Source organism: Sphingomonas japonica, from assembly GCF_006346325.1.
GTDB lineage: Bacteria > Pseudomonadota > Alphaproteobacteria > Sphingomonadales > Sphingomonadaceae > Sphingomonas > Sphingomonas japonica.
Genome location: NZ_VDYR01000001.1, coordinates 1 through 15,531, shown reverse-complemented (window position 1 = coordinate 15,531; position 15,531 = coordinate 1). Strand labels below are relative to the sequence as shown.

General features: G+C 67.2%; 15 protein-coding genes. 8 read left to right on the top strand and 7 right to left on the bottom strand.

Annotated elements, in window-relative coordinates; all coding sequences use genetic code 11:
- Positions 1 to 138 precede the first annotated feature (138 nt).
- Positions 139 to 2,433 carry a CDC48 family AAA ATPase gene (locus FHY50_RS00075; protein ID WP_140046340.1) on the top strand — a complete coding sequence of 765 codons (2,295 nt, stop codon included), beginning with the start codon at positions 139 to 141 and terminating at the stop codon, positions 2,431 to 2,433.
- Here the strand turns inward: FHY50_RS00075 and FHY50_RS00070 are convergent.
- The gene (locus tag FHY50_RS00070) at positions 2,384 to 3,685 is read right to left on the bottom strand and encodes an MFS transporter (protein ID WP_140046339.1); all 1,302 of its coding nucleotides are present in this window, start codon (positions 3,683 to 3,685) and stop codon (positions 2,384 to 2,386) included. The genes FHY50_RS00075 and FHY50_RS00070 overlap by 50 nt on opposite strands.
- A 220-nt stretch (positions 3,686 to 3,905) precedes the next feature.
- Here FHY50_RS00070 and FHY50_RS00065 point away from each other — a divergent pair, with 220 nt between their 5' ends.
- From FHY50_RS00065 to FHY50_RS00040, 6 genes are read left to right on the top strand one after another with little or no spacing between them, the layout of a single operon-like run.
- Positions 3,906 to 4,526, top strand: coding sequence for a class I SAM-dependent methyltransferase (locus FHY50_RS00065; protein ID WP_140046338.1), 621 nt, complete (start codon positions 3,906 to 3,908; stop codon positions 4,524 to 4,526).
- Positions 4,527 to 4,578: 52 nt separating this feature from the next.
- On the top strand, positions 4,579 to 5,649 hold the full coding sequence (locus FHY50_RS00060) for a type III polyketide synthase (protein WP_140046337.1): 1,071 nt from the start codon (positions 4,579 to 4,581) through the stop codon (positions 5,647 to 5,649).
- A complete protein-coding gene (locus FHY50_RS00055) occupies positions 5,646 to 6,338 on the top strand; it encodes a methyltransferase domain-containing protein (protein WP_140046336.1) in 693 nt (230 codons plus the stop codon). The genes FHY50_RS00060 and FHY50_RS00055 overlap by 4 nt, the downstream gene beginning before the upstream one ends.
- A complete protein-coding gene (locus FHY50_RS00050) occupies positions 6,317 to 7,447 on the top strand; it encodes an NAD(P)/FAD-dependent oxidoreductase (protein WP_140046335.1) in 1,131 nt (376 codons plus the stop codon). The genes FHY50_RS00055 and FHY50_RS00050 overlap by 22 nt, the downstream gene beginning before the upstream one ends.
- Before the next feature lie 4 nt (positions 7,448 to 7,451).
- Positions 7,452 to 7,865 (top strand): peptide-methionine (R)-S-oxide reductase MsrB, encoded by a 414-nt coding sequence (gene msrB / locus FHY50_RS00045; RefSeq protein ID WP_140046334.1) that lies wholly within the window; start codon positions 7,452 to 7,454, stop codon positions 7,863 to 7,865.
- A gap of 44 nt (positions 7,866 to 7,909) precedes the next feature.
- Positions 7,910 to 10,048, top strand: coding sequence for a transglycosylase domain-containing protein (locus FHY50_RS00040; protein WP_140046333.1), 2,139 nt, complete (start codon positions 7,910 to 7,912; stop codon positions 10,046 to 10,048).
- Here FHY50_RS00040 and FHY50_RS00035 read toward each other — a convergent pair.
- The 3 genes from FHY50_RS00035 to FHY50_RS00025 are packed head-to-tail and all read right to left on the bottom strand — an operon-like array spanning position 10,024 to position 11,716.
- Positions 10,024 to 10,698, bottom strand: coding sequence for a M48 family metallopeptidase (locus FHY50_RS00035; protein WP_140046332.1), 675 nt, complete (start codon positions 10,696 to 10,698; stop codon positions 10,024 to 10,026). The genes FHY50_RS00040 and FHY50_RS00035 overlap by 25 nt on opposite strands.
- On the bottom strand, positions 10,695 to 11,138 hold the full coding sequence (locus FHY50_RS00030) for a YcgN family cysteine cluster protein (RefSeq protein ID WP_140046331.1): 444 nt from the start codon (positions 11,136 to 11,138) through the stop codon (positions 10,695 to 10,697). Before FHY50_RS00030 ends, FHY50_RS00035 begins: the two co-directional genes overlap by 4 nt.
- Positions 11,126 to 11,716: an SCO family protein gene (locus tag FHY50_RS00025; RefSeq protein WP_244935266.1), complete on the bottom strand. Its 591-nt coding sequence runs from the start codon at positions 11,714 to 11,716 to the stop codon at positions 11,126 to 11,128. The genes FHY50_RS00030 and FHY50_RS00025 overlap by 13 nt, the downstream gene beginning before the upstream one ends.
- 71 nt (positions 11,717 to 11,787) lie before the next feature.
- Here FHY50_RS00025 and FHY50_RS00020 point away from each other — a divergent pair, with 71 nt between their 5' ends.
- Positions 11,788 to 12,399, top strand: a complete 612-nt coding sequence (locus FHY50_RS00020; RefSeq protein ID WP_140046329.1) for an ankyrin repeat domain-containing protein — start codon at positions 11,788 to 11,790, stop codon at positions 12,397 to 12,399.
- 29 nt (positions 12,400 to 12,428) lie between these two features.
- Here the strand turns inward: FHY50_RS00020 and sucD are convergent, their stop codons facing one another.
- From sucD to FHY50_RS00005, 3 genes are read right to left on the bottom strand one after another with little or no spacing between them, the layout of a single operon-like run.
- A complete protein-coding gene (gene sucD, locus FHY50_RS00015) occupies positions 12,429 to 13,313 on the bottom strand; it encodes a succinate--CoA ligase subunit alpha (protein ID WP_140046328.1) in 885 nt (294 codons plus the stop codon).
- Complete coding sequence (gene sucC, locus FHY50_RS00010) at positions 13,313 to 14,509, bottom strand: ADP-forming succinate--CoA ligase subunit beta (RefSeq protein ID WP_140046327.1); 1,197 nt, start codon at positions 14,507 to 14,509, stop codon at positions 13,313 to 13,315. Before sucC ends, sucD begins: the two co-directional genes overlap by 1 nt.
- Positions 14,506 to 15,441 (bottom strand): electron transfer flavoprotein subunit alpha/FixB family protein, encoded by a 936-nt coding sequence (locus tag FHY50_RS00005; RefSeq protein ID WP_140046326.1) that lies wholly within the window; start codon positions 15,439 to 15,441, stop codon positions 14,506 to 14,508. Before FHY50_RS00005 ends, sucC begins: the two co-directional genes overlap by 4 nt.
- Positions 15,442 to 15,531 lie beyond the last annotated feature (90 nt).

The window sequence follows — 15,531 nt, the reverse complement described above, 5'->3', positions numbered from 1 at the left end:
TCACGGTCGGTCCTTCGGGACCGGCCTTTTTTTTGCCCATGCTCCGACGATCCCGGGCGCCCCCTCGTCATCGGGGAACCTCGGCCCTATCTCACCCGCTCCAATACCGGCCGGCACTCGCCGGCGAAGGAGCGCATGATGGCCGACGACGACACCCGGGTCCGCAAACTGCAGGTCGCCAATTCGCGGCCGGAGGACAGCGGTCGCGGCATCGCGCATCTGCCGCGGGCGTGGATGGCGAGCCTGGCGCTGGCCGAGGGGGACGTCGTCGAGATCGTCGGCAAGCGTACCACCCCGGCGCGCGCGGTGCTTCCCTATGCAGAGGACGAGGGGCTCGAGATCATCCGCATCGACGGATTGCAGCGCGCCAACGCCGGTGTCGGATCGGGCGATTTCGTCGAGGTGCGCAAGGTCGAATCAAAGCCCGCCACCCGGGTCGTGTTCGCGCCAGCGTCGCAGAACCTGCGCCTTCAGGGATCGGCCAACGCGCTCAAGCGCACCTTTCTTGGCCGTCCGCTGTGCCAGGGCGATACCGTTTCGACGGTGGGGCAGCAGCGGGTGTCCGACATGCCGCCGATGGTCACGCAGCATCTGCGCGCGCCCGCCTATGCCTTGCAGGAAATCCGGTTGGCGGTGATCGCCACCGTGCCGAAAGGTATCGTCCATATCGATGCCGAGACCGAGATCGACCTGCGCGCCGATTATCAGGAGCCCAAGGAAGCGCGCCGCGCCGACGTCACCTATGACGATATCGGCGGGATGGCGTCGACGATCGACCAGTTGCGCGAAATGGTCGAATTGCCGCTGCGCTATCCCGAGCTGTTCCAGCGGCTGGGCGTCGATCCGCCCAAGGGCGTTTTGCTGCACGGGCCGCCCGGAACCGGCAAGACGCGGCTGGCGCGCGCCGTCGCCAACGAATCTGACGCCGAATTCTTCCTGATCAACGGTCCCGAGATCATGGGATCGGCCTATGGCGAGTCGGAAAAGCGCCTGCGCGAGGTGTTCGAGGAAGCGTCCGCCAACGCGCCGTCGATCGTCTTCATCGATGAGATCGACTCGATCGCGCCCAAGCGCGACCGGGTCCAGGGCGAGGCCGAAAAGCGTCTCGTCGCGCAGCTGCTGACGCTGATGGACGGGTTGGAGGCGCGCGCCAATCTGGTGGTGATCGCGGCGACCAACCGTCCCGAAGCACTCGACGAGGCGCTCAGGCGTCCCGGCCGGTTCGACCGCGAGATCATCGTCGGTGTCCCCGACGAGCGCGGGCGGCGCGAGATTCTCGGCATCCACACCCGCGGCATGCCGCTGGCCGAGGATGTCGACCTGGGCGAACTGGCGCGCACCACCTATGGCTTTGTCGGCGCCGATCTCGCGGCGCTGACGCGCGAGGCGGCGATCGAGGCGGTGCGGCGGATCATGCCGCGGCTGAACCTGTCCGAACAGACCATCCCACCCGAGGTGCTCGACACCCTATCGGTGCTGCGCAGCGATTTCGTCGAGGCCATCAAGCGCGTCCAGCCGTCGGCGATGCGCGAAGTCATGGTCCAGACGCCGACCGTTCGCTGGGAGGATATCGGCGGGCTCGACGACGCTCAGATGCGGTTGAAGGAAGGCGTCGAACTGCCGATGAAGGAGCCGCTGGCCTTTCGCCGGCTCGGCATCCGCCCTGCCAAGGGCTTCCTGCTCTATGGCCCGCCCGGCACCGGCAAGACGCTGCTGGCCAAAGCGGTCGCGCGCGAGGCGCAGGCAAACTTTATCGCCACCAAGTCGAGCGACCTATTGTCGAAATGGTACGGCGAGAGCGAACAGCAAATCGCCCGGCTGTTTGCGCGCGCCCGCCAGGTCGCGCCGTGCGTGGTGTTCATCGACGAACTCGATTCGCTGGTGCCGGCACGCGGCGGCGGCATGGGCGAGCCGCAGGTCACCGAGCGTGTCGTCAACACCATCCTGGCGGAAATGGACGGGCTGGAGGAGCTACAGTCGGTGGTGGTGATCGGCGCGACCAATCGCCCTAACCTTATCGATCCCGCGCTGATGCGGCCGGGCCGGTTCGACGAACTGATCTATGTCGGGGTTCCGAGCGCGGAAGGGCGCGCCCGCATCCTCAAGATCCAGACCGGGAAGATGCCACTGGCCGACGATGTCGATCTGGGCGTCGTCGCCGACCGCACCGAACGCTTCACCGGTGCCGATCTGGAGGACGTCGTTCGCCGCGCCGGCCTGACCGCATTGCGCGAGAGCCGCGACAACGTCCGCGTGACGATGGCCCACTTCACCGCGGCGCTCAAGGAATCGCGTGCATCGGTGACGCCGGAGATGGAGGAGGAGTATCGTGCCATCTCCGCCAAGCTCAAGCAGGATGCGATGTCGATGCAGCCGATCGGCTTCATCGCTCCGGGGATGGTGCAGGGGCGCGGTCCGAAAGGTTCAGACTGATCAGCGCATACACGAACAATAGCGCGAGCGCGGCGGCCGCGACCAGATAGGGAAGCGGCCGCCACACCTCGTACAGCCCGACACCGATCGACGGGCCGAGCACGAATGCGGCGCCGTTGACCGAAGTGATCTTGCCCGCGACCGAACCCTGCGCATGCGGCCCGACGGCAAGCGAAGCGCCGGCAGTGAAGCCTGGGCGCACGAAGCCGAAGCCGAGGCACGCCAGCGCGAATCCCATCGCGATGCCATAGAGCGACGTCGCGCTGCCGGTGGCAACGCATCCCAGCGCGGCAAGCACCATGCCGACCAGCACCAGCGCCCGCGGCTTGAGGTCGAGCAGCGGGATGAATCCCCATTGCACGAGCAGCGCCGCCCCCGCGCCGATCATCAGCACGATGCCGGTCGGCTGCAACGCGTCTGCGGGCGCCAGGTCGAGCCGGTCGATGACGAGGAACCCGATCGCCTGGCCGGTCATCGCTTGGGCATGCCCCATCACCAGCCCGACGATCACCCACAACCGGATGCGCCGGTCGAGATAGCCGATCGGCTCGGTGCGCTCGCCGGTCGCGGCGGTGACGCTGGCGCCCGATGCCTGCCCGCCGATCGACGGATAGCTGGCGGCGGCGCCCCTCCCCTCCACCTGGCGGTCGTCGGGCAGCCAGCGCAGCACCGCGACCAGGATCACCGCGCCGAGCCCCGCGAACACGAATGCCGGGCCGGACAATCCGATCTCGACCGCCCCGATCCCGCCGAGCACCAGATAGGGCGCGACCGCCGGGCCCAGGATCGTGCCGAGGCCGAAGGCGGAGCCGAGCAGCGCCAGCGCCTTGGTCCGTTCGGCGCGCGTCGTGCTGCCCGCGACCATCGCCTGCACCGCGGGCGGCGCAGCAGCGCCCAGGCTGCCATAAATCATCCGCGCCAGCACGAAGAGGACGAATGCCGCCGCCGGCGACACCCAGCCGTTGATGCCGGCCGCAAGGAACGCGCCGCACAGCAGCAGCGACGTCACGAACCCGGCCATGCCCAGCACCACCATCGATCGCCGCCCGAACCGGTCTGCTCGATTGGCCCAATAGGGCGCGGCGATCACCCACAGCAATGCCGATACCGAAAACGCCGCCGCCACCGCGCTGTCGGCCAGGCCGAGCGAGCGGCCAAGCGCGGGCAGCACCGATTGCAGCGCGGTATTGCCCGCCGCGATCGCCAGCATCACCAGAAACAACAGTCCGAAATTGCGGTCGATCTTGGTCATCTTGTTGCCAATCTCGCGCCTCGAGCCGCGCGGACGATCGCGGCGATCCGGTCGTGGGCGGCCGTGGTCATGCGGCCCGGATTAGGCGGTTGCCGCCACGGCGCAACCCGTTTGACCGCCGCGATGCAACTCGCCTGCTTGCATGTTCGTTGCAACTTTGCGACGCAGCCATTTCAATTTGGCGACGGCGCGTCGTCTCCCGGGTCTGCACAGGATTTCCATGAACAGTTCATCGACCACAGCCCGCCCGCGTACGCGGGTCCGCCGCCCGGCTGGCACGCCATCGCCCTGGGGCATGTTCCTGCGTGGGTTCGTGCGGCATCCGGTGATGGTCGGATCGGTAGTGCCTTCGTCGGCCAAGCTGATCGACAAGATGCTGTCGCGCGTCGATTGGGCCGAGACCAAGGTTTTCGTCGAGTACGGCCCGGGCGTCGGGACCTTCTGCCGCCCGATCCTCGATCGCATGGCGCCCGATGCCCAGCTGATCGCGATCGACACCAATGACGAATTCGTCGCCTATCTGCGCGGCACCATCCGCGATCCCCGCTTTTCGGCGATCAATGCCTCGGCCACCGATGTCGGCGCCATCGTTGCCGATCACGGCCATGCGGCGGCGGATTATGTTCTGTCCGGCCTGCCCTTTTCGACGCTGCCTGCGGGCGTCGGCGACCAGATCGGCAAGGCGACGTTCGACGTCCTGCGCCCCGGCGGCGCGTTCCTGGTCTATCAGTTCTCGCCCAAGTGCCGCGACTTCATTGCGCCGCATTTCGACGATATCGACCACGCTATGGAGTGGTGGAACGTCCCGCCTGCGCAACTCTACTGGGCATGGAAGCGTTGATCGCGGGGTGACCGCCAGCCGTGCGGTAGCCGCCGATTGAAATGAGAACCGCGTGCCGACCAATGCCTATGTGAATGCGATCGGCACGGCGGTTCCGGGGCACGATATTCATCCCGCCTTTGTCGATTGGGCGCTGCGCCGTTTCGACGATGTCCGCGACGCCAAGCTGTTCCAGCGCATGGCCGAGCGATCGGGGATCGAACATCGCTGGTCGGTGCTCGACCCGACCCAAAGCGGGGGATCGCCGGTTGCCCGCGGCGGATTTTATGCCGAACCGGTGCTTCCCGGGACGCAGGCGCGCATGGAGGTCTATGCGCAAGCGGCACCGCGGCTCGGTATCGCCGCAATCGACGCCCTGCGCGCAAAACAAGATTTGTCCGGCATCACCCATTTCGTCGTCGCCAGCTGCACCGGCTTCGTCGCGCCCGGCATCGACCAGATCATCGCGCGCGCGATCGGCCTGCCGCCGAGCGTCGAGCGGCTACTGGTCGGATTCATGGGCTGCTATGCCGCGGTCGCCGCGCTGCGCAGCGCACGGCACATCGTACGCTCGGATCCCGACGCGCGGGTGCTGGTACTGTGCGTCGAGCTGTCCACCCTGCATCTCACCGAAACCCGGGCGCTCGAACCGATGCTGGCGATGCTGCAGTTCGGCGATGGCGCCGCTGCCGCACTCGTTTCGGCCGATCCGGCGGGGTTGCGGCTCGACGCGCCCTTCGCCACGACCCTGCCCGACAGCGCGGAGCTGATCGAATGGGCGATCACCGACCAGGGGTTTCGCATGCATCTGTCGGGCGAGGTGCCGGGCAGGATCGCCGCCGCGCTTGCGGATCCGGCCATCGCCTCGGCGGTGACCGGCGGGCGCGACGTTGCCGAAGTCGGCGCCTGGGCGGTCCATGCCGGCGGCCGGTCCATCCTCGATGCCGTCGAGCGCGCGCTCCGTCTTGGTCCCGAGGCGCTGACGGCATCGCGATCGGTGTTGGCGCGATTCGGAAATATGTCGTCGGCAACGCTGATGTTCGTGCTGGCCGACCTGATCGACGGCGCGCGCATCGAGAACGGCGTCGCGCTTGCATTCGGCCCCGGCCTTGCCGCCGAGGGGTTCGGTTTTTCGAGCGCATGACCCGGCTCGTCACCCGCGCCATCGAGGATGAGAGGATGGACGCGCCCGACCTCGATCCGGCGGTCTACGCGGCCGTCCTCGGCGACCTCGCCAAGGTCAATCGCGTGACGATGGCGGCGCGTCCGACGATGCGATTCCTTGATCGCGCGATCGCGAGCCGCACGCACCTGCGCCTGCTCGATGTCGGGTTCGGCGATGGCGACATGCTGCGGACGATCGCTCGCTGGGCCGCGCGCCGCGGCGTCGCAGCGGAACTGGTCGGCATCGATCTCAATCCCCACAGTGCTCCTGCGGCACAAGCCAAAGGCGACGGCGGCGGTCGCATTACCTATCGCAGCGGCGACTATGCCGACCTAGCCGGCGAAGACTGGGACGTAGTGGTGTCGAGCCTGGTCGCGCACCATATGGATCGCATGCAGCTGATCGCCTTTTTGCGTTTCATGCGGGCGCAGGCCCGGATCGGCTGGTTCGTCAACGATCTCCACCGCCATCGCCTGGCCCATGCCGGCTTTCCGGTGCTCGCGGCGGCGATGCGCTGGCACCCGATCGTGCGCCACGACGGCCGACTGTCGATCGCGCGGTCCTATCGCCCGCACGAATGGCCACCCCTGCTGGCGGAGGCAGGCATCACCGGTGCGCGCGTCGAGCGCTGGTTCCCGTTCCGGCTATGCGTCGCGCGGATCCGCTGATCCTGGGAGGCGGGCCGGCGGGCGCCGCCGCCGCGATCCGCCTGGCGCGTGTCGGCGCCCGCCCGGTGCTGCTGGAACGCCAGCGCGCAATCGGCGACGCGATCTGCGGCGGCTTCGTCAGCTGGCGCACGCTTGCGGCGCTTGAAGCGCTGGGCGTATCTCCAGACGACCTCAACCCGGTGCCCGTCACGCATGTCCGGATCTTCGCTGCCGGCCGGCATGCCGAGGCCCGCTTGCCCGCCCCGGCGCGCGGCGTTTCGCGTCATCGCCTCGACACCCTACTGCTCGCGGCTGCGCAGCGGGAAGGCGCGGGCATCGAACTGGGCGTCCGCATTCGCGCCCTAGATGGCGACGGCGCGCACCTTGCCGACGGGGCGACGCTCGCGCCCGAAACGATCTTTCTTGCTACCGGCAAGCACGACCTGCGCGGTGTTGCGCGTCCGGCACACGCGCGCGGGCGCGATCCGACGCTCGGCATCCGGGTGCGCGTGACGCCCAGCAGGGCGATGGCGCAAACCCTGGCAGGCCGGATCGAGCTGCACTGCTTCACTGGAGGCTATGCCGGGATCGTGCTGCAGGAAGACGGCACCGCCAATATCTGCATGGCGGTGCATCGCTCGCGCCTCGACGCCGCAGGTGATCCTGTGCGGCTGTTGCAGGCGCTGGGCACCGAGCATCCCGCCTTGGGCGATCGGCTGGCGGCATGGGACGACGCCACCCCGATCGATGCCGTTGCCAACGTCCCCTATGGCTGGCGCGCATGCGAAACCGGTGCGGGGCACTATCGTCTGGGCGATCAGGCTGCGGTGATCCCGTCGCTGGCTGGCGAAGGCATCGGCATCGCGATCGCCAGTGCGGCGGCGGCAGTGGCGCGCTGGCGAAATGCCGGTAGCGCCGGCGCTATGGGTTTTCAGGCACGCTTCGCCAGGGACGCCCGCGTGCCGCTACGGAATGCCGGGTTGCTGCGAACGCTCGCGGAGCACCGCGTCGGCGGCGCATTGCTGGTGCGGGCGATGGACACGCTGCCGATGCTCGCCGACGCCGCCGCACGGTTGACCCGCATCCGTGCGATCCCGATTGACGACAGCGCATCGGCATCACACATCTGAGCGCATGGACCAATTGAACCTTTCCGAATCCGAATGGCGCCAGCGGCTTACGCCCGAGCAATATCACGTGCTGCGTGAGGCGGGGACCGAGCGTGCCTTTGCCGGGCATTACAACGACAACAAGGCCGACGGCATCTATCGCTGCGCGGGATGCGGGAATGCGCTGTTCGACAGCGACGACAAGTTCGATTCGGGTTCTGGCTGGCCCAGCTTCACCCAGCCGCTGACTGCCGAAGCGGTCACCGATCACAAGGATACCAGCCACGGCATGACGCGGATCGAGACACGCTGCGCGCGCTGCGACGGGCATCTCGGCCATGTCTTTCCCGATGGCCCGCCGCCGACCGGCCTTCGGTACTGCATGAATTCGATCGCGCTGGATTTCCGCGCGCGATCGGCGGGGAACGGGGCAGACTGATACCTTGTGACAACGCCGCGTAGCGCGTATCCGGGGCGGCACTGATGCCAGCATCCCGTTCCAAGAAGCGCGGCCCGGCGTGGCGCCGCTATCTGCTATGGGCAGTCGGCATCGGGGCCGTCGGCGCGGTGATCGCCGCGATTGCGCTGTTCGTGGCGGTCTATACCGCGCGCAATTCGCTGCCGAGCTATGATGAGCTGAAATCGTCGCCCAATGGCCAGATGGTCCGGGTGCGCGCCGCCGACGGCACGATCATCGTGTCGCTCGGGCCAAGCTATGGCCAATGGCTACCCTATGCCGACATCCCGGAGGTGATGCGCGACGCGATGATCGCGGTCGAGGATCGCCGCTTCTATTCGCATTGGGGCGTCGATCCGGTCGCGCTGGCGCGCATCGCCAAGTTCGCGTTCGACAATTACGGCACCGACCGCCGCCTGCAGGGCGCCTCGACGATCACCCAGCAGGTCGCGCGGACCATCTTCCTGTCGAACAAATACGACATCGGCCGCAAGTTTCGCGAGATGATCCTCGCGCTGGCGATGGAGCGCAAATTTTCGAAGCAGCAGATCCTCGAGCTCTATCTCAACAAGGTCTATTTCGGCGGCGGCGCCTATGGCATCGACGCTGCCTCGCGGCGCTTCTTCGCACACCCCGCCGAAACGCTCGACCTGTCCGAAGCCGCGGTCATCGCAGGCTTGGTCAAGGCACCGTCGCGCTACTCGCCGACTGCCGATGCCGAAGCCGCGGTCGGCCGCGCTTCGGTGGTGCTCGACCTGATGGTCGAGACCGGCGCGATCAGTGCTGGCGAGGCCGCTGCCGCCCGGCCGACCGACGTCGAGCTGGCCCCCGCACCGCGGCAGAACAGCGTACGCTACTTCACCGACTGGGCGCTGCCGCAGCTCGAGGTATTGATCGACGAGACGCAGGCGCCGCTCGATGTGTGGACGACGCTCGACCTCTCGATGCAGCGCTCCGCCGACAGCGCGGTACGCAACAACACGCCGTCGGGCACTCAGGGCGCGCTGGTCAGCCTCGACCGCGACGGCGCGGTGCGCGCGATGGTCGGCGGCAAGGATTATGTCAGCTCGATCTATAACCGCGCGACCCAGGCCGAACGCCAGCCGGGATCGGCGTGGAAGCTGTTCGTCTATCTCGCCGCGCTCGAAGCTGGCTACCGGCCCGAAGATCAGGTGGTCGACGGACCGGTAACCATCCAGGGGTGGAGCCCGCGCAATTCGTCGGGCCGGTTCAGCGGGACGGTGTCGCTGCGCACCGCGTTCGCCTATTCGCTCAACACCGTCGCCGCGAAGCTGGGTCAGGAACTGGGCTTCGGCACCGTTGCCGACATGGCGCGCCGTTTCGGCATCACCACCGAGATCAACACGCGCCCGGCGATGGTGCTCGGCACGTCGAACGTCCGGCTGATCGAACTGACCCGCGCGTTCGCCTCGGTGGCAAGCCGCGGGGTGGCGGTGACCCCCTATGGCATCACCCGCGTCACCGCGAATGACGAGGTGATCTACAGCCACGAGGTGGACACGTCGCGCGTGCTCGTCGCGCCCTATGTCGCTGCGCAGATGACCGACCTGCTCCAGACCGCGGTCGCGTCGGGATCGGGCCGGGCGGCGCAGATCGGCCGCCCCGTCGCGGGCAAGACCGGCACGACCACGTCGAACAAGGACGGCTGGTTCGTCGGCTTTTCGAGTGGCCTCACCACCGGCGTGTGGATGGGCCGTGACGACGCCAAGCGCGTCGGCAGCTTGCAGGGCGGTACCGCGCCGGCGCGGGCATTTGCAGCGTTCATGAAGCCCGCGACGGCCAAGCGCCCGATCGAAGAGTTCGACACCAAGGTCACCCTGCCCGAATGGCAGCTCGAACCCGATGCCGAGTCCTATTATGGCGAGCCCGACAACGGCCTGTTCGTCGACGAGGACGGCAACCCGATCGTCGAGCCGGGAATGGGCGTACCCGACGAGCCCGGCGAATATTTCGGCAATGATCCCTATGCGCCGCCGCGCTCGGCGCCGACACCCGAGCCGCAGCAGGAGCGCCTCGACGGCGAATGGATCGACCGTGTGCTGGGGCGCGACCAGCCGAGCGATCCCGAACCCGTGCAGGGCAGCCGTACGCCGCTACCCCCGCCGCCTGATCGCCGCAGTCAGGAAGCGCGCCCGAACCAGTGAAGCGCAGCGCCGTTATCGCGGAGCCAGCGATAGGCGGGACCCGGGTCGGTCCCGAGCAGTTCGGCCACCAGTGCATGAAACGCCGGCGCGTGGTTCATGTGGACGCGGTGCGCGACTTCGTGGGCAACGGTCGCTTCCTGCACGAATACCGGTGCCAGGATCAGCCGCCAGCTGTAGCGGATATTGCCGCGCGACGAACAACTGCCCCAGCGCGCGCGCGGGTCGCCGATCGCCACGCCATCGACCGCTACTCCGGCCCGCTTTGCGAAACGCAGCGTGTCCGCGGTCAGCGCGGCCAGCGCCGTCCGCTTGAGCCATGCTTCGATCCGCGCCGCAATGCGTTCCGGCGGGCCGCCACACACCAACGTCGCCGCCTCCCGCTTCGGCAGGCGCGGCGCATCTTGTCGCCAGACGATCGTCACTTCGTCATCGCCCAGCGGGACACGCGCGCCGTCGACGAAGGGTCGCGGCTGGGGCAACCTGCCGCGCTGCTCGGCGATCCAGGACTGCTGTTCTTGCGCCCAAGCGAGCGCGCGGCGTTCCGCGTATCGCGGTGGCATGACCAATCGGATCGCGCCGGTCGCAGGATCGACCGACAGCCGCAGGCGGCGTGCGCGCGGATGCCGGACGATCTCGATCGGCGACGTCACAAATCACGGTCGATCAAATGGTGCTCCAGATTGCCGACACGATCCTCGGACACCGTCCAGCCCCGCGTCGATTCGCCCGCACGGTGCACCGCTTCGCGATCGCCGCACACCAGATAATGCCAATCGGGCAGCTGCTCGCCATTCGCGCGCAGCTTGTACGCGCAGGTGCCGGGCAGCCATTGGATGCGATCGGCGCTGCGCGCGGTCAGGCGCACGCAGTCTGGCACGAACGCGCGGCGGTTGCGATAATCGGTGCAACGCGCGGTATGCGTGTCGAGCAGGCGGCACGCAACGTTGGTCGCCGCGAGGGCGCCGCTGTCTTCGTCCTCGAGCTTGTGCAGGCAGCATTTGCCGCACCCGTCGCACAGTGCTTCCCACTGCGCGCGGTCGAGTTTTGCCAGCGGCACATCTTCCCAGAACCGCCCGCTCACGTCACCCAGCGCTTGATCTCGGCCGCGACCTCGACGCCGCCGACGTCGGCCGGAAGCAGTGCCAGCGGCTTGCCGTCGGGGTCCATCAGATAGGCCTGACGGCTATGGTCGACCAGATATTCCGCCGCGCCCGGCGCCTGGCGCTTTTCATAGAAGATCGCAAATTCCTTGGCGACCTTGGCGATCGCTTGCGGCGATCCGGTAAGCCCGACCATGCGCGGATGGAACGCCGCCACGAACTGTCCGACCACCGGCACCGTGTCGCGCTCTGGATCGACGGTGATGAAGATTGGGGTGATCTTTGCAGCGATTGCGGGATCGGACCGTTCCAGCGCCTTGAGCCCCGCACCGATGTTCTGGACGTCGACCGGGCAGACATCCGGGCAGAAGGTATATCCGAAGTAGACGATCCGGTACTGACCGGCGAAATCGGTATCGCGAACGGTCTTGCCGGTCTGATCGGTCAGCACGAACGGGCCGCCGATGCTGGCCCCGGCCAGCGGCGGTTCGGCAGCGGGCTGCGCCGGCTGGCCGTTGCACGCGGACAGCAGCAGCAAGCCGGCAAGAGCGAAATTCATCTGGTTCATGGCATCGCCAGCCATGATCTGATAGCAGCCATGGTGCAACCCATCGTCGCTTATCCGGGAATGCCGCACCGATGCACTATGCCCCGCTACGCCTTGCGCTCGTCGCCAGCCTGTTGATCGCCCCCGCCCCTGTTTTCGCGCAGAACTTCTCGGCCGGGTACAAGTTTCTCGACGCCGTTCGCGGGGCCAAGGGCAATGAAATCGTCGAGATTCTCAACCAGCCCGGCACGACGGTGGTGAATACCCGCGATCGCGTGACCGGCGACGGCGCGCTGCATATCGTCACCAAGCGCAGCGATTCGCTCTACCTGCGGTTCCTGCTGCAGAAGAACGCCAATCCGAATCTTCAGGACAAGGACGGCAATACGCCGATGATGCTGGCGGTCGAGAACAGCTTCGGCGAGGGCGTCGATACGCTGGCGCTGTACAAGGCCGACGTCAATCTCGCCAATTCGAGCGGCGAGACCCCGCTGATCCGAGCGGTCCAGCGCCGCAATCTCGACATGGTGCGGCGCTTGCTCAAGCTGGGCGCGAACCCCGACCAGAAAGACATCATCGCCGGCCGTTCGGCCCGCGAATATGCCAGGCTCGATACCCGCTCGCCCGCGATCCAGAAGCTGATCGACGCCGAGCCGGTACAGGATACCAAACGGCCGCGAGTGATTTCAGGGCCAGTGTTGTAAGTCGGTACCCCGGCGCAAGCCGGGGTACGTCAGCCCTTGAGCATCTCGACCAGCGTCGAACCCAGTTCCGACGGCGACGCGGCGACGGTGATGCCTGCCGCCTCCATCGCCGCAATCTTGTCCTCGGCGCCGCCCTGGCCGCCCGACACGATCGCGCCGGCATGGCCCATGCGGCGCCCGGGCGGCGCGGTGCGGCCGGCGATGAACCCGACCATCGGTTTGCTGCGCCCGCGCTTTGCCTCGTCGGCGAGGAACTGCGCCGCTTCTTCCTCTGCCGATCCGCCGATCTCGCCGATCATGATGATCGAGGTCGTTGCCTCGTCGGCCAGGAACAGCTCGAGCACGTCGATGAAGTTGGTGCCGTTGACCGGATCGCCGCCGATGCCGACCGCGGTGGTCTGGCCAAGCCCTGCGTTGGTCGTCTGGAACACCGCCTCATAGGTCAGCGTGCCCGAGCGGCTGACGACGCCGACCGAGCCCCTGGAAAAGATGCTGCCCGGCATGATCCCGATCTTGCACTCGCCCGGCGTCAGCACGCCGGGGCAGTTGGGACCGATCAGCCGCGACTTGCTGCCACTCAGCGCGCGCTTGACCTTGACCATGTCGAGCACCGGGATGCCTTCGGTGATCGTCACGATCAGCGGTACTTCAGCATCGATCGCCTCGAGGATCGAATCGGCAGCAAAGGGCGGCGGGACGTAGATCACGCTGGCGGTCGCCTGCGTCTTCGCCACCGCCTCGGCCACCGTGTCGAACACCGGCAGGCCGAGATGCGTGGTGCCGCCCTTGCCCGGCGTCACCCCGCCGACCATCGCCGTGCCATAGTCCAATGCCTGCTGCGTATGAAACGTGCCGGTCTCGCCGGTCATCCCCTGCGTGATGACCCGGGTCGAAGCGTTGACGAGGATCGACATCAGGCGGCCTTGACCTCCGCGACGATCTTGCGCGCTGCGTCGCCGAGATCGTTGGCGGGCACGATGGCGAGGCCGGATTGGCTGAGGATTTCCTTGCCCTTCTCGACATTGGTGCCTTCGAGCCGGACGACCAGCGGCACCGACAGATTCACTTCCTTCGCCGCGGCAACGATGCCGTCGGCGATGATGTCGCACTTCATGATCCCGCCGAAGATGTTGACGAGAATGCCCTTCACGTTCGGATCGGCGAGGATGATCTTGAACGCCGCAGTCACCTTTTCCTTCGACGCGCCGCCGCCGACGTCGAGGAAGTTGGCCGGGAACATGCCGTTCAGCTTGATGATATCCATCGTCGCCATCGCAAGGCCCGCGCCGTTGACCATGCAGCCGATGTCACCGTCGAGCTTGATGTACGCCAGGTCGTATTTCGACGCTTCGAGTTCGGCGGGGTCCTCCTCGCTCTCGTCGCGCAGCTCCATCAAATCCCTGTGGCGGAACATCGCGTTGCCGTCGAAGCCGACCTTGGCGTCGAGCACCATCAGCTTGTCGTCATCGGTGACGGCGAGCGGGTTGATCTCGATCTGCTCGGCATCGGTGCCGAGAAACGCGTCGTACAGCTTCGATGCGACGTTCGCCGCCTGCTTGGCGAGATCGCCCTTCAGCTCGAGCGCCGCCGCGACCGCGCGGCCGTGGTGCGGCATGAAGCCGGTCGCGGTGTCGATATCGATCGAGTGGATCTTCTCGGGCGTGTCGTGCGCGACGGTTTCGATATCCATCCCGCCTTCGGTCGATGCGACCATCGACACGCGGCCGGTGGCGCGGTTGACCAGCAATGCCAGGTAGAATTCCTTGGCGATGTCGACCCCGTCGGTGACGTACAGGCGATTGACCTGCTTGCCCGCGTCACCGGTCTGGATCGTCACCAGCGTGTTGCCGAGCATGTCGGTCGCCGCCGCGCGCACCTCGTCCGCGGTCTTGGCAAGCCGCACGCCGCCCTTGGCCTCGGGCGGCAGTTCCTTGAACTTGCCCTTGCCGCGTCCGCCGGCGTGGATCTGCGCCTTCACGACATAGAGCGGGCCGGGCAGCTTGCCCGCTGCCGCGACCGCTTCGTCCACGCTCATCGCGGCGAAGCCCGCAGGGACCGGTACCCCGAATTTCGCGAGCAGTTCCTTCGCCTGATATTCGTGGATGTTCATGCAAGTTTCTCCGTGAGTTCGGGGACGATGTTGAACAGGTCGCCGACCAGGCCGATGTCGGCGACCTGGAAGATGGGGGCGTCTTCGTCCTTATTGATGGCGACGATGGTCTTTGAGTCCTTCATGCCGGCGAGGTGCTGGATCGCGCCGGAGATGCCGATCGCGATATAGAGTTCGGGGGCGACGATCTTGCCGGTTTGGCCGACCTGATAGTCGTTGGGGACATAGCCCGCATCGACCGCGGCGCGGCTGGCGCCGACCGCTGCGCCGAGCTTGTCGGCAAGCGGTTCGATGATGCTGTGAAAATTCTCGCCATTCTGGAGCGCGCGGCCGCCCGAGACGATGATCTTGGCGCTGGTCAGTTCGGGGCGTTCGGATGCGGCGATCTCGGACGACACGAAGCTCGCCTTGTCCTGGCCTTGCGCTGCGGCCGACACGGGCTCGATCGTCGCCGACCCGCCCTCGGCCGCGGCCTTGTCGAACGCGGTGCCGCGCACGGTGATCACCAGCTTTGCGTCCGAGGTGGTCACCGTCGCGATCGCGTTGCCGGCATAGATCGGGCGGGTGAACGTCCGCTCGTCCTCGACCGACAGGATGTCGCTGATCTGCATCACGTCGAGCAGGGCCGCAACGCGCGGCGCGAGGTTGCGGCCGGTGGTGGTCGCGGGCACCACGAACGCGTCGTGGCTGGCCATCAGCTCCACCACCAGCGGCGCGACGCTTTCGGGCAGCGGATGTTCGTAGGCGGCATCGTCGGCGACGTGGACGGTGGCGACTCCCGCGATCTTCGCGGCGGCCTGCGCCACGCTGTCGCAGTCATGACCGGCGACCAGCAGATGCACCTCGCCCAGCTTGCCCGCCGCGGTGACGGTCGCCAGCGTCGCGTCCTTGAGGGCGGCGTTGTCGTGCTCGGCCCATACCAACGTCTTCATGTCTCTACCTTTCTACGTCCCATCCCCGTTCGTTTCGAACGGAGGGGATGATTACCCCGTGACGCCCAGCGCCTTGAGCTTGGCGACCAG

Excerpts from the sequence above, each read along its gene's own strand:
- FHY50_RS00005 (WP_140046326.1), bottom strand. The coding sequence starts at position 15,441 with ATGAAGACGTTGGTATGGGCCGAGCACGACAACGCCGCCCTCAAGGAC.
- sucD (WP_140046328.1), bottom strand. The coding sequence starts at position 13,313 with ATGTCGATCCTCGTCAACGCTTCGACCCGGGTCATCACGCAGGGGATG.
- sucC (WP_140046327.1), bottom strand. The coding sequence starts at position 14,509 with ATGAACATCCACGAATATCAGGCGAAGGAACTGCTCGCGAAATTCGGG.
- FHY50_RS00040 (WP_140046333.1), top strand. The coding sequence starts at position 7,910 with ATGCCAGCATCCCGTTCCAAGAAGCGCGGCCCGGCGTGGCGCCGCTAT.
- FHY50_RS00025 (WP_244935266.1), bottom strand. The coding sequence starts at position 11,716 with ATGAACCAGATGAATTTCGCTCTTGCCGGCTTGCTGCTGCTGTCCGCG.
- FHY50_RS00055 (WP_140046336.1), top strand. The coding sequence starts at position 5,646 with ATGACCCGGCTCGTCACCCGCGCCATCGAGGATGAGAGGATGGACGCG.
- FHY50_RS00020 (WP_140046329.1), top strand. The coding sequence starts at position 11,788 with ATGCACTATGCCCCGCTACGCCTTGCGCTCGTCGCCAGCCTGTTGATC.
- FHY50_RS00070 (WP_140046339.1), bottom strand. The coding sequence starts at position 3,685 with ATGACCAAGATCGACCGCAATTTCGGACTGTTGTTTCTGGTGATGCTG.
- msrB (WP_140046334.1), top strand. The coding sequence starts at position 7,452 with ATGGACCAATTGAACCTTTCCGAATCCGAATGGCGCCAGCGGCTTACG.
- FHY50_RS00050 (WP_140046335.1), top strand. The coding sequence starts at position 6,317 with ATGCGTCGCGCGGATCCGCTGATCCTGGGAGGCGGGCCGGCGGGCGCC.
- FHY50_RS00075 (WP_140046340.1), top strand. The coding sequence starts at position 139 with ATGGCCGACGACGACACCCGGGTCCGCAAACTGCAGGTCGCCAATTCG.
- FHY50_RS00065 (WP_140046338.1), top strand. The coding sequence starts at position 3,906 with ATGAACAGTTCATCGACCACAGCCCGCCCGCGTACGCGGGTCCGCCGC.